Genomic DNA, 11,765 nt, shown 5'->3' on the forward strand with positions numbered 1-11,765 from the left:
CCAGTATACGCTCCCCTCGGTCCGCCAGCAACCGGCTCCAAACACGGTGGACCCACGATGTGGGCGCGCTGTCGTGTCTGTGAACTCGACGAACAGCCGTTATCATCGGTACGCGATACGAACCGGCGTCATGTCTGACTTGGCCGTCTCGATGGTCGGCATCGAAACGCCTGTCAGGTCGACAGGCCAGCCGTCCGAATCTGTGGCTTGTCGCCATCGTCGGCTTTCTCGAGTTCGAGAGAGGCGTCGAACAGCTGTTTGAGCGTGTTCATCGTCTGGGCATCGTGAGACGTCGAGTCGATGACGTAGACACCCATCGCGTCTGCACTCTGGATTCGGCCGGTAAAAACGTGGAGAAACCGAAAGACGGTCTGGAGATCCGAGTACATGAGCAGCGTCGATACGGAGTAGAGCAACACGCGGTTTTCGGTCACGCCACGCTCCTCGTAAAAGTCCTGTAAAAACTCCGAGAGATTGATTCCGATTCCCGTCATATCGACCGGTGAGGAGGCGTACTTGACTCGCGGATCGTCGTCGACGGATCCAATACCGCGCTGTTTAGTAACACAGTCGACGACGCCGAGATCTGGATCAGTGCTTGGACTAATCGAGTCGGCAAACGACTTGAGAACCTTATCGGCACTATCTTTGGTCGTCACGATGATCGACCCATCACCGCGGTCGGCACCGCTTGCGAGGATATCGAACGCGATCTGTCGCTTCCCCGTTAGCGGCGGACCCGCGATGAGTAGATTCGTCCCGGGCTCGATTTCGGCGTCCGGTAGGACGTCTGCGAGGTCATACATACCAGATACTCACATCCATCCGCAGCCGTACTGGTGTATCACTGTGTGCGCTGGCTACTTCGGTGTGTGATATGAAAATACCGAATCTAGCTTATATTACTTTTGATTGGACGATTATTGTCAACACTGCTTTCCGATATCGAGGGCATCCAGGTTCGAAACTGCTCTCGAGTCAGTTCACCCTCCCGTTGGGATCGTCACCGCTGCCCGCCCAACAATAAACGCCAGTGCAGCGAGGAACATCCCGTACTTGAGGTGTGACTGTCCAGCCGTCGGATCGTCGAAACTCTCGACGGCCGCATAGAGCATCACCGCGTCCGCCGGCACCACCACCAGCAGGTACATAATTCCGAAATACTCGAGGAGATACGGAATCGGGCTCGCGATCACAGCCACGATGAGCAAGCCGGTCGCGATCTGGAGCGCACGCCGTTCGCCGATTGCGATGGGAAGCGTGTTCAACCCCTCCTCGCGGTCGCCAGCGATGTCCTCGACGTCCTTGATAATCTCTCGAGTCAGTGTCGCAATCGCCGAGAGGACGAACAACACCACGGCAGGGCCCATGTTGCCCACCGCCGCCGCGCCGAAGAGAAACGTGCTTCCGACGAGGTAGGCGACCAGTGCGTTCCCCAGCCCGGGCAGTCCTTTGAAGAACTCGGTGTACGCGACCAGCGCAAGCAGATTGATCGTTGCGATGGCGATCGCAGCCGCCGGCAGCGTGATCGCGAGCCCGACAGCGCCACCGAACAGGACGAGGCTAAAACCGAGCGCACCCCGTGGGCTCACGGCTCCCCGAGGGATCGCTCTCCCTGGTTGGTTGATTCGGTCGATTTCCCGATCGAAGTAGTCGTTGATCGCGTTTCCGGCCCCAACTGCAAACCCCGTTGCCGCGATCGCCGCTGTCACCGACAGTGGCTCGGCGGCGACACCACCGGCGACGAACGCGCCGATAAACGTCAACACGCTCGCTGCAACCACGTTTATCGGCCGCGTCAACTCGAGCAGCCCACGAATCGTCTCACCCGCTGTCATGGACGAAACTGCTCAGTCGGACTGGTTAAACGGTACGATCCGCTCTCAGCGGTCGTCGCTGTCACTCAATTCGATTGCACGCGCGGGGTAAAACAGTGTGATGCCGGCGAGCCTACCGCCACTCCTCGAGATCACACAGCGTCTCGGCGTCGACTGAGAGCCACTTACAGACCCGTTCGTCGCCAGTCGCATCGGCGGGAACGGCAGTCCAGACCTCGTTCTCGTCATCAGTGAGCAACTCGAGCGGTGCATCTGCAGACCAACCGTCGTCTGGGATCGGGGCCTCGTTCACCGTCATTGACAGCTGACTGTTGCCCACACAGCGTAAATACCCCGTGTGGTAATTTTCACCGATTGAGAAGTAGAATGCTGTCTCGAGCGCTCGAGGAGAGTGTGGTGTGCTGGTCGATGTCGAAACCGTCCCGAATCGAGTGACTTATACGGGACCGCCGGAAAATAGGTGGTAAGGGCGCTTAGCTCAGTCTGGACAGAGTACTTGGCTTCGGACCAAGCTGTCGTGGGTTCAAATCCTGCAGCGCCCACTCACAAACGCCTCGATTCTCGACTAATACTACTTTCCCCGTAGAGCGTTCGCTGTCCGTCTTTTCGCCACTTTCGTCCGTTTCACAGACGGGGGTGGAATCTGATCCCAACGGGCAACGGGTTGCGTCCCCGTCAGGTCATGCGATTCTCGTCACAAACTCGGGGTGGTCGGCGTGACGTTCTCGCTCCAGTCGTCGACCGCTAACTCGAGTTGCCGTCACTGTGGCGCTCATGTTTCCGACCGATTCAGCCGCGTGTTCGGCGACGATGACGATCGCGCCCACCGCTGTTCTGAGTGCGATACCTACGCGCGACTGAGCCGCGGCTCGGCTGCTGGCGTGGACGTCGGGATTCCAGATCCAGAAACGTCATCCGGACGTCACGGAGGTGAGGCCGATGCGTGAGGACTCGTTCGTTCCCGCGAGTCAGCTGTACGACGTTGGGAGTCAAACGCCCATAGCCCATCCGGCCCATCAAGCGACAGATAACGACGTTCGCAGCAACGAGTAGCTGCCAACGAGCAGGACAGTCTGGGGCGACATGGCAAACGCCAACCCGAGCGCGGCAGACTCGCCGGTACTCAGTTCGTCGTCATCGTCTTCATCCTCGGCAAGCGCGGTGCCGCTCAAGGAGGACTGTTACGTGCATATCCGACACATCGACGAAGGACAGTGGTCGCTCAAACTTGTAGATAAACGTGATATACAAATTAAATAATCATGTGGTAGTTATTGATTCACTAAGGCTCGTGATCGGTGATAATCGTTGAGGAACCATCCGCTTCCCACGTAACGACTATCTCTTCGATTTCATTAGCAGGATCAATAGTCCCGAAGTCTATACTTTGACCATCAACCGCATCGCCACTAACATCAACATTGTCGTTGGACTCATCAATGGCGAACGTAATCCCCTCTCCTGCTGTAATATCGGAACCGTCTCTTTCTAAGTCAGCACTTTCAGAGTCGCCATCGACAGTTACACTTACTGACAAGGTGTCTGGATCGATATCATCGCCACTCGTGTGAGAGATGTCAACTACCGTATTGTTATCATTGCTTTCCCAGTCATACTGAGCTTGTGGTGCGCTATCATTGAAGTCACCAATATCCAGTACAAATGCTGCGATCACAGCAGCCAGAATGACAGTGATTGCTACCATCAGGATCACGCCGATAACCGGCGAAACAGCACGCTCTTGGTCACCTCCAACAAGTTTTGTCGTGTATTGACTAAGATCAAAATTCATTGTCTAGTTCTCGTGTTCAGCGAGAATTGTTGAGGAACCGTCCGCTTCCCAGACAACTTGGAAATTACCAGTCTCACTATCGAAATTTATTGTTTCGCCAGCAGACCATGTGATATCTGCGTTGCCATCAATATCGCCATTGTCATTCACGCTTGGATCAAATTCGACGTTCGATAGTTCGATATCATCACCGCTTGTATGAGTTATCGACATCTCGTCTTCATCACTATCAACCTCCCAGTCGAACTGCGCGTTCGGCGCATTGCCATCAAGATCACCAATGTCTAGCACGAACGCTGCGATCACAGCTGCGAGAATGACAGTGATGGCCACCATCAGAATAACTCCAATAACTGGCGATACAGCTCGCTCGTCTTCGCTTCCGATCAGCTTGCTTCGATATTTCGTGAGATCCATAGTTGGATTTGCGTTTTCACGCACCCACAACGGTAAGACTCTCGAGTGCCACAGTGGCACCCGACGGCGCTCGAGGGAGCTACAAATCGCCCCTCAGCGGTGCCGTCTCGTCGTTGCGGTGCTACTTGCAGTCAGCGGAGACTGCATATATATAATTGTCCCAAAGTACAGTGTATTAGTGAAAAGAACGTTTTGAGACACTTTTAGAACTGATAATTAGGCGGGGTTAGAGACCCTACAGCACCCCCTTGAAGCCACGCAGTCTTGCGATTTCCCGATTATTCAACGATACAATACATGTTTGAAGCCTCACATCTGAAACCCAGCATGGACTGGGACACCCTCGCAGTCGACGAGCGCGACCTCGCGCGCACCGACGACGGCGGGACAGACAGTGATCCGTGGGCGGCCGCCCTCGACTACCAGGCTGTGCGTCGCTATGCGAGTCAGCATCCGGACAAAGGCCCCTACGCGATCTCGAACGCGCTGGAGTTACCACGTGGGCGTGTTCGTGGGTGGATCGACGACAGGAAGCCGGATGCCGCCCGCGGGATCGAGGTCGCTCGCGACTACGGCTGGCTGGATGCGACCATGCAAGACCAGCCGTTTCTCGCACTGAACACGCTCGTCGCGAACGTCTTCTCCGGTGGGTCGATCGCCACCGACACGTTCGTCCCCCTTTGCACTGAACCATCGCGATGCACACCGTATCGCACGACGGCTGTGAGATGCGTGTGGACATCGGTTCAGTTGTACTGTACACTTAGAACGAGATCAAAAAGCGGTTCGACGCAGCCGTCAGCCGCCGAGATATAGCTGCGACACTTCTTCGTTGTCCAGCAACGCGTCGGCCTGGTCCTCGAATCGGACGGTCCCCTGATCGAGGACGTAGCCGCGATCGGAGATGCCCAGCCCCTTCGTAGCGTTCTGTTCGACCATCAAGATCGCCGTGTCCATCGCGTTGACCTCCTGGACGTCTGCGAAGACATCGTCGGCGGTGTTCGGCGCGAGGCCGGCAGATGGTTCGTCGATCAGGAGCACGTCGGGTTCCATTACGAGCGCGCGGGCAAGCGCAAGCACCTGCCGCTGGCCGCCGGAGAGGTTCCGAGCCTTCGCTGTCCGCTTTTCGTCCAACAGGGGAAACCGATCGTACAGCGTCTCGAGGACCGGCCCGAGATCGTCGTTACGGGCGACGCCGCCCATCCGAAGGTTCTCCTCGATGGTGAGCGAGCCGAACACGTTCTGGGTCTGGGGAACGAAGCCGATCCCCTCGCGAACGATATCCTCGGGTGCCATCCCGCCGATATCTCGATCATGGTAGGTGACGGCACCCTCCCATGGCGTCAGCATGCCAAAGGCGGTTTTGAGAACGGTCGACTTCCCGGCCCCGTTCGGCCCGATCAGACAGACGATTTCGTCCGTATCGAGGTGGAGTGTACAGTCATCGAGCACTTGCACCTCGCCGTAGCCGCTGTCGACGCCGTCGAGTGCAAGGACGTGGTCGGCGCTCATACGCCACCACCCCCAAGGTAGGCGTCGATAACCTTGGTATCCGACTGGATCGCGTGGGGTGGCCCTTCGGTGAGCACGCTCCCGCGGTCGAGGACGACGATCGGATCGGCGAGGTTCATGACGAACTCCATGTCGTGTTCGATAAGCAGGAAGGTCGTTCCCTGCTCGTTGAGCCGCTGGATCTGCTCGGCGAGTTTGTTCCGGAGCGTCGGGTTGACGCCGGCGACCGGTTCGTCGAGTAATAGGACCTCCGGTTCCGCGAGCATTGCACGGGCCAACTCGACCAGTTTCATCTGGCCGCCGGAGATGTCCGTTGCGGGTTGGGTCGCGAGATGGTCGATCTCGAACTCCTCGAGGATCCGTTCGACGTCTGCGAGATTCTGTTGTTCGTGCTCGCCGACGGTCTTGGGGTCGGTGAACAGTTTCACGAACGACTCGCCGGGCTGGTGTCGCGGGCCGACGAGCATCGCCTCGCGGACGGTCATTCCCTCGAGTTTGCGGGGCGTCTGGAACGTTCGGATGAGGCCGTGTTCAGCCACCTCGTAGGGCTCGGTGCCGGTGACGTCGGTTCCGTTGACCGTGACAGTGCCGCCGTCAGGCTCGTAGAAGCCCGAAATGAGGTTGAAGATCGTCGACTTCCCGGCCCCGTTGGGGCCGATGAGGCCGGTGATCGTCCCCCGTTCGACCTCGAAGGTCGCGTGATCGGTGGCGACGAGTGCGCCGAAGGACTTCTGTAAATTCTCGACTCGGAGCACGACGTCGTCTTTCGCCATGTTGGCGTTCGTCTGGACTGTGCTCACGTCCATCTCGCTGGTCGTTCCTGGTTCTTCGATCGCGTCACTCATTTTTCTCACCTGCTTTCACGTCACGCACACCTCGATCGGGCTGTGACGGTGCGCTGCTGTCGACCGCACTCGGCCAGATCAGTTCCCGCTGTGGCGGAAGGATTCCCTGCGGTCGGAACCGCATGACGAGGATGATCAACAGGCCAATCGCGAGCAGCCTGAACGGTGCCCCACCGAGGGGAATCCAGCCGATATCGTTGACGAACCGAGAGCCTTCCCGGATGGCCACGACGACGAACCCACCGAGCAGTGCCCCGCGGTTCGAGCCGCTGCCGCCGAGGATCACGGCGACCCAGACATAAAATGTCGTGATCGGGTCGAGGTCACCCGGGCTGACGAAGAGATTTAGATGCGCATAGAAGACGCCCGCAAGTGCCATGATGAGGCTCCCGAGGACGAACGACTGCATCTTGTAGGAGTAGGTGTTCTTTCCCAGCGCCTTCGCTAAGTCCTCGTCGGAACGGATCGTCCGGAGCAGCCGCCCCCACGGCGATCGCTGTGCACGCCGGAGGACGGCGAACGTCCCGCCGAGGAAGACGAGCAACAGCACGACGTTGAGCAGTTGCTGCCAGAACGTCAGCCCCAGAATGACCGGTGATCCGGGGACGAGTTCGATCTCGATCGCCGGCATCACTTCGGTGAACGTCCCCAGAACGGGCCACTCCTCGAAGAAGGTCGGGATGCCCCGGAGGCCGGCGCTGCCGTTGGTCCACTGGCGCTCGTTGAGCATGAACAGACGGATGACCTCCGCCAGTCCGAGCGTCGCGATCGCGAGGTAGTCTGCACGCAGTCGCAGCGTCGGAATGCCGATCGCCACTGCAACCACCGCAGCCAGGGCAAGCCCGACGATCAGACCGAACACGGGGTTGTAGCCGCCGCCGATCGGAGAGTTGCTGGCTGTCATCAGGGCCGCGCCGTAGGCACCGAGCCCGAAGAAGGCGGCGACGCTGAAGTTGATCAGCCCAGTAAACCCCCACTGGGAGTTCAGTCCGAACGAGAGGAGCGCGTACATCCCTGCCAGACCGAACAGGAAGAGGAAGTAGGATGCGCCGAGCGCGCCGGTGAGCAAGGCTATGACGAGGCCAAACACGATCAGCCCGATCGCTACCGTGACGCCTTGCTCCGTGGTCGTCAGATCGTCCCAGTAGCCGCGGGGGTCGGTGAGAACCCTCATTTCAGACCCCCTCCCCGCTGATACCGTCGCCGGCGATCCCAGTCGGTCGGACGAGCAAGACGGCAACCATGATGAGGAACGCGACGGCGTTTGCGTACTCGATACCGATCGGGATACCCACGTCAGACAGCAGCGGCATCATCTCGACGACCATCCCGATGAGGAACCCACCGAGCATCGCGCCGTAGATGGAGCCGATCCCGCCGAGGATCACTGCGGCGAAGATAACCAGCAGGACGTTAAATCCCATCCGTGGCTGGAGCTGGTTGAACAGTCCGAGGAAGGCGCCACCGGCACCCGCCAGCCCCGCACCAATGATCCATGACATGAGCTTGATGCGATACGTTCGAATGCCGCTTGCGCGCGCAAGATCCGGATTGTCGGCCATCGCTCGCATCTTTCGGCCGAGATCAGTGTGTTGCAAGAGGACGTGAAGTCCCGTCACGAGTATGGTCGCCGAAATGACGATCGCGACGTCGTGTTGGGTCAGCCGAATCCCGTAGGGCAACAGCGTCTCGATCGGCTGGACGAATCCGACATCGTATCGGATCGAGTCCGAGCCAAAGCCCATCTGGATCAGTGCACGGTAGACGAAGGCGACGCCGATCGATGTGATGAGCAGGCCGATCGAGCCGATGTCCAGCGGTTCGTAGACGATTTTTTCGGTAAGTATCGCAACGACAGCGGCGACGGCGAGCCCGATCAGGAGTGCAACAAAAAAGCCCATCGGCAGCCCGAGGATGCTGAACCCGACGCCACCGACGACGCCGAAACTGACGAGCGTCGTATATGCACCGACGGTCATCGTATCACCGTGTGCGAAGTTCGCGAAGCCGTTGATGCTGTAGATCAGCGATAGCCCGATGCTCCCGAGGACGATGATGCTACTGTACACCAGTCCGTTGGCAGCGTATTCGATAATAGACATTGGTGAGACACCGATTACGATTCTCGGAGTCCGAGCGAGACGTAATCGTGATCCTGGACTTCCAACACCATGAGTGTCCCCCGCGGGTCACCGTTCTCATCGAAGTCGATCGGACCGCTCACGCCCTGATAATCGATGTCGTCGGCCGTCCCGCCGTCTTCGAGAATCTCGTGGGCCTCCTCGTAGGTGAAGACTTCTTGCCCTTCGGGGCGAGTCACGTCGCGGACGACGTCGCCGAGTGCCGCGCCGGTGAACTCGTCGGCAGCCTCGATCGAGAGTGCGGCGGTGACCACGCAGTCGTAGGCAAACGCCGACCAAGACGTCGGTGCTTCACCGTGCTCCGCCTCGAAAGCCTCGGCGAAATCAAGGTAGTTGTCCTGGTCTTCGGGGACACCCGGCTCAACGAGTTTCATTCCGTCCATGCTGCCCTCGGGCGTTCCTTCGAGCACGCTGTCGCCCCGATTGGAGTCGGCACCATAGAGCTGGACGTCGTCTCCGTAGCCGCCCGAATCCATATCGTTTACCATCGTCGTAAACTCCGACTGGTATGTAATGAAAAGCCACGCGTCCGCGCCGGAGCTGTCCATGCTGGAGATGAGACTGTTGTACGACGACTCGTCACTGTCGTGGACATTGTCGTAGACGATCTCTCCCTCGTAGGCTTCCTCAAAGGCATCGTACAGGCTATCTCCGAAGTCATCGTTGATCGAGGTCACGGCGACTTCGTCGTAGCCATCTTCCTCGATAATCTCTGCCAGCGCGATCGACTGCGTTTGCCCGCTGGGCGACATTCGGAGGAGACCCGGCTCGTCCGTCAGGTTGACCCCAGTCGAACTCTGGCTCAACTGGACGACATCCGTCCCACTGATAACGCTGTCGTAGATTGCCATCGAGACTCCCGAGCCGACCGCCCCGATGAGGAACGGAACGTTGTCCTGCTCGACCAGCTTCTGTGCCGCTGAGAGGCCCGGCTGGGATTCGCTCTCGGAATCCTCGATGATGATGTCGAGTTCCTCGCCTTTGACGCCGACCTCGTTGACGTGCTCGAGTGCGATCTCGACGGCGTTCTGGTTCCGTTCGCCGAAGTCGGCCAGCGATCCGGTCAGCGAGTCGACCATCCCGATCGTGTACCCGTCATCATCGTCGGTTGTCCCGACACAGCCAGCCAGTGCGGCGAGTCCGAGTGCACTCCCGGCGGTCAGTACGTCTCGTCGGTTCCGTCGCAATATGTCATCATCCAACATAGGATATGAGCAGGATTAGAAAGAGTCCTTGTTAGTACTACCACCGACCATGGTCAACACGGCCCGTAGACGCCCGGATTCGGCACTGACAGCGCGTGTGGAACCCCAGTTCGGCAACGCTGTAACCGACAACTCACGGCCGACCAGGCGGCCGGGAGCCCCACATATCGATCACTGGGGGCGTCTATGGTCGGGTGACTGTTTACCCTCTCCCCGTTTCATTAGCCAACTATGCTCCTTCCAATCGCGAACAATTTCGTCGCTGCCGAAGATCAGCCCGGAGCGCTCTCGCATATCGACACGCTCAACGATGACGGGATCGCTGGCATTCTGAATCTACTGGGTGAACACTACGATGATCCCGCAGATGCGGCCGCTGACGCCGACGCCTACATCGAACTGATCGAAGCGATCGACAGGCACGATCTCGATTGCTGTGTCTCCGTCAAACCCTCCCAGATCGGGCTGGACTGTGGCGACGACGTCTTTCTGACCCACCTCGATCGAATCGTCGACGCAGGCACCACCCACGATGTCTTCGTCTGGATCGACATGGAAGACTACACGACGACCGATGTCACGCTCAGTGCGTTCGAACACCACGCACGCAAGACCAACGGAGCGGTCGGCGTCTGTGTGCAGGCGAACCTGAAGCGAACGCGCGAGGATATCGAACGACTGACTGACGTTCCGGGCAAGGTTCGGTTCGTCAAAGGCGCGTACGACGAGCCAAAACACGTCGCCTACAAGAAGAAATCAGAGGTAAACGAGGCGTATCGAGACCTGATCACGTACGCCTTCGAGTCGTTCACCAAAGGGAAGGTCGCTGTCGGCAGCCACGATCCGGAGGTCATCGATTACGTCGAGGAGCTCGCTCGAACGTATGACACGCCCTACGAGTTCCAGTTGCTCATGGGCGTCCGCGAGGATGCCCAGCGCGAACTCGCCACGGACCACGATGTCTACCAGTATGTTCCCTACGGACCGAAATGGATGTCCTACTTCTACCGACGGGTGCGCGAACGCAAAGAAAACGCCCTGTTCGCCCTTCGAGCAGTGCTCAGCTAGTCCCCTTCCAACCGTTGCCTGATGGTATGACCGATACCAGCCGACTAGTTCGACCCATCAGTACAGGGTCGGGCCAGCGACGAGGATTCTCGAGTTGTCATTCGCTCCCGGCACCGTCCGGATCAAGCAGCTTTGACTCAGCTTTTCGCAAATGGTCGAGCAGCGTCGTCTTCGAGATGTCGAGTTCAGCCGCTAGCTCCCGGGTCGAGACGCCCCGTGGCCACTGGTAGTAGCCCCGATTTCGTGCAAGCTGGAACACCTCCCGCTGGGTTGTGGTAAGCGCATCCATCCGGTGTTTGCGCTCGGACTCGCCCGAAGGCGTGCTTGTGATTGTCTCGATCGATACCTCTGCACCCGCGGACTCACAGACTCCCTCGATCGCGCTCTCGATTCTGTCTCGATCGTCGGCGAAACAGACCTCCCAGTACTCCTGTCCGCCCTCGATTCGTACGGGGGCGCTGTGGACGAACCCGTGTTCGAGCAGTGTCGGACAGATCATGTCCTGTGGGTCGTACTCGAGGAAAAATTCGGTGACGACGTTGCCGGGGAGCAAGGAAGACTGTCGACGACCGAACCGTTCTTGCAGTTCAAGCACCTCGCCCGCAAGCGGTGACGCTTGGATTTCGTCGAGTAGCGTCTCGACTTCCTCCGTCGTTTCGCCAAACGCAGTAAAAAGCCCGTTTACGGGCTCCTCCGCTGGAGCCGGCACGTTATAGATCGCGTGTGCCAGGATCCCCCCACCGACCCGTTCGGTCGATTCGATCGCCCAGCAGTTTGGGTGCCATAGTTCAAGTGTTAATCGCGTGCCGTGAAGTGGACGGCTCACGTTCATTGCCATTCTGTACCAGTGAGTAGGCAAGTAGTTCTCGATTCGCGAAATAGTACACCCGACCATGGTCGGGTCGCATATCGACCCCTCCCATGGGCGGGGCGCGTTATTCTATGGT

At 58.7% G+C, this 11,765-nt stretch carries 14 protein-coding genes, 1 tRNA gene and 1 pseudogene; 4 read left to right on the forward strand and 12 right to left on the reverse strand.

Going from position 1 to position 11,765, the window contains the following annotated elements:
- Positions 1-173: 173 nt before the first annotated feature.
- The 3 genes from DV706_RS01490 to DV706_RS01500 all read right to left on the reverse strand — a co-directional run bounded on the left by DV706_RS01490 (position 174) and on the right by DV706_RS01500 (position 2,136).
- The gene (locus tag DV706_RS01490; protein WP_006067971.1) at positions 174-806 is read right to left on the reverse strand and encodes an RAD55 family ATPase; all 633 of its coding nucleotides are present in this window, start codon (positions 804-806) and stop codon (positions 174-176) included.
- A 177-nt stretch (positions 807-983) separates the two neighbouring features.
- Positions 984-1,838 carry a geranylgeranylglycerol-phosphate geranylgeranyltransferase gene (locus tag DV706_RS01495; protein ID WP_006067972.1) on the reverse strand — a complete coding sequence of 285 codons (855 nt, stop codon included), beginning with the start codon at positions 1,836-1,838 and terminating at the stop codon, positions 984-986.
- A 112-nt stretch (positions 1,839-1,950) separates the two neighbouring features.
- The gene (locus tag DV706_RS01500) at positions 1,951-2,136 is read right to left on the reverse strand and encodes a DUF7511 domain-containing protein (RefSeq protein ID WP_006067973.1); all 186 of its coding nucleotides are present in this window, start codon (positions 2,134-2,136) and stop codon (positions 1,951-1,953) included.
- 169 nt (positions 2,137-2,305) lie between these two features.
- Between DV706_RS01500 and DV706_RS01505 the strand changes: the two genes are divergently transcribed.
- Together DV706_RS01505 and DV706_RS21995 are read left to right on the forward strand one after the other, a co-directional pair.
- A tRNA-Arg gene (locus DV706_RS01505) sits at positions 2,306-2,380 on the forward strand.
- A 165-nt stretch (positions 2,381-2,545) separates the two neighbouring features.
- On the forward strand, positions 2,546-2,785 hold the full coding sequence (locus tag DV706_RS21995; protein ID WP_083902079.1) for a DUF7563 family protein: 240 nt from the start codon (positions 2,546-2,548) through the stop codon (positions 2,783-2,785).
- 69 nt (positions 2,786-2,854) lie between these two features.
- Here the strand turns inward: DV706_RS21995 and DV706_RS21620 are convergent, their stop codons facing one another.
- From DV706_RS21620 to DV706_RS01520, 3 genes are all read right to left on the reverse strand, one after another.
- The gene (locus DV706_RS21620) at positions 2,855-3,010 is read right to left on the reverse strand and encodes a hypothetical protein (protein WP_169331125.1); all 156 of its coding nucleotides are present in this window, start codon (positions 3,008-3,010) and stop codon (positions 2,855-2,857) included.
- 110 nt (positions 3,011-3,120) lie between these two features.
- Complete coding sequence (locus DV706_RS01515; RefSeq protein WP_006067974.1) at positions 3,121-3,630, reverse strand: type IV pilin; 510 nt, start codon at positions 3,628-3,630, stop codon at positions 3,121-3,123.
- Positions 3,631-3,633: 3 nt separating this feature from the next.
- Complete coding sequence (locus DV706_RS01520; protein WP_006067975.1) at positions 3,634-4,047, reverse strand: type IV pilin; 414 nt, start codon at positions 4,045-4,047, stop codon at positions 3,634-3,636.
- 327 nt (positions 4,048-4,374) lie between these two features.
- Here DV706_RS01520 and DV706_RS01525 point away from each other — a divergent pair.
- Positions 4,375-4,756: pseudogene (locus tag DV706_RS01525) on the forward strand (hypothetical protein); the annotation flags it as partial.
- Positions 4,757-4,845: 89 nt separating this feature from the next.
- Here the strand turns inward: DV706_RS01525 and DV706_RS01530 are convergent.
- Genes DV706_RS01530 through DV706_RS01550 form a run of 5 tightly spaced genes read right to left on the reverse strand, consistent with a single transcriptional unit; the run spans position 4,846 to position 9,750 of the window.
- Entirely contained in the window at positions 4,846-5,559 is a 714-nt protein-coding gene (locus DV706_RS01530; RefSeq protein WP_006067977.1) for an ABC transporter ATP-binding protein, read from the reverse strand.
- Positions 5,556-6,365 (reverse strand): ABC transporter ATP-binding protein, encoded by an 810-nt coding sequence (locus tag DV706_RS01535; RefSeq protein ID WP_049890022.1) that lies wholly within the window; start codon positions 6,363-6,365, stop codon positions 5,556-5,558. The genes DV706_RS01530 and DV706_RS01535 overlap by 4 nt, the downstream gene beginning before the upstream one ends.
- 31 nt (positions 6,366-6,396) lie before the next feature.
- Entirely contained in the window at positions 6,397-7,578 is a 1,182-nt protein-coding gene (locus DV706_RS01540) for a branched-chain amino acid ABC transporter permease (RefSeq protein ID WP_006067979.1), read from the reverse strand.
- A 1-nt stretch (position 7,579) separates the two neighbouring features.
- Complete coding sequence (locus tag DV706_RS01545; protein ID WP_006067980.1) at positions 7,580-8,506, reverse strand: branched-chain amino acid ABC transporter permease; 927 nt, start codon at positions 8,504-8,506, stop codon at positions 7,580-7,582.
- A 14-nt stretch (positions 8,507-8,520) separates the two neighbouring features.
- The gene (locus DV706_RS01550; protein ID WP_006067981.1) at positions 8,521-9,750 is read right to left on the reverse strand and encodes an ABC transporter substrate-binding protein; all 1,230 of its coding nucleotides are present in this window, start codon (positions 9,748-9,750) and stop codon (positions 8,521-8,523) included.
- A gap of 231 nt (positions 9,751-9,981) precedes the next feature.
- Between DV706_RS01550 and DV706_RS01555 the strand changes: the two genes are divergently transcribed.
- On the forward strand, positions 9,982-10,818 hold the full coding sequence (locus DV706_RS01555) for a proline dehydrogenase family protein (RefSeq protein WP_006067982.1): 837 nt from the start codon (positions 9,982-9,984) through the stop codon (positions 10,816-10,818).
- Between the two features lie 97 nt (positions 10,819-10,915).
- On the opposite strand, the gene DV706_RS01560 is transcribed toward DV706_RS01555, so the two are convergent.
- The gene (locus DV706_RS01560) at positions 10,916-11,650 is read right to left on the reverse strand and encodes a helix-turn-helix domain-containing protein (RefSeq protein WP_006067983.1); all 735 of its coding nucleotides are present in this window, start codon (positions 11,648-11,650) and stop codon (positions 10,916-10,918) included.
- Positions 11,651-11,765: the final 115 nt, after the last annotated feature.

The sequence above is a fragment of the Natronorubrum bangense genome, assembly GCF_004799645.1.
Taxonomy (GTDB): Archaea; Halobacteriota; Halobacteria; order Halobacteriales; family Natrialbaceae; genus Natronorubrum; species Natronorubrum bangense.

Bases quoted from the DNA above. Each gene is read 5' to 3' on its own strand.
- DV706_RS01490 (WP_006067971.1), bottom strand. From the start codon at position 806: ATGTATGACCTCGCAGACGTCCTACCGGACGCCGAAATCGAGCCCGGG.
- DV706_RS01495 (WP_006067972.1), bottom strand. From the start codon at position 1,838: ATGACAGCGGGTGAGACGATTCGTGGGCTGCTCGAGTTGACGCGGCCG.
- DV706_RS01500 (WP_006067973.1), bottom strand. From the start codon at position 2,136: ATGACGGTGAACGAGGCCCCGATCCCAGACGACGGTTGGTCTGCAGAT.
- DV706_RS01515 (WP_006067974.1), bottom strand. From the start codon at position 3,630: ATGAATTTTGATCTTAGTCAATACACGACAAAACTTGTTGGAGGTGAC.
- DV706_RS01520 (WP_006067975.1), bottom strand. From the start codon at position 4,047: ATGGATCTCACGAAATATCGAAGCAAGCTGATCGGAAGCGAAGACGAG.
- DV706_RS01530 (WP_006067977.1), bottom strand. From the start codon at position 5,559: ATGAGCGCCGACCACGTCCTTGCACTCGACGGCGTCGACAGCGGCTAC.
- DV706_RS01535 (WP_049890022.1), bottom strand. From the start codon at position 6,365: ATGGACGTGAGCACAGTCCAGACGAACGCCAACATGGCGAAAGACGAC.
- DV706_RS01540 (WP_006067979.1), bottom strand. From the start codon at position 7,578: ATGAGGGTTCTCACCGACCCCCGCGGCTACTGGGACGATCTGACGACC.
- DV706_RS01545 (WP_006067980.1), bottom strand. From the start codon at position 8,506: ATGTCTATTATCGAATACGCTGCCAACGGACTGGTGTACAGTAGCATC.
- DV706_RS01550 (WP_006067981.1), bottom strand. From the start codon at position 9,750: ATGTTGGATGATGACATATTGCGACGGAACCGACGAGACGTACTGACC.
- DV706_RS01555 (WP_006067982.1), top strand. From the start codon at position 9,982: ATGCTCCTTCCAATCGCGAACAATTTCGTCGCTGCCGAAGATCAGCCC.
- DV706_RS01560 (WP_006067983.1), bottom strand. From the start codon at position 11,650: ATGAACGTGAGCCGTCCACTTCACGGCACGCGATTAACACTTGAACTA.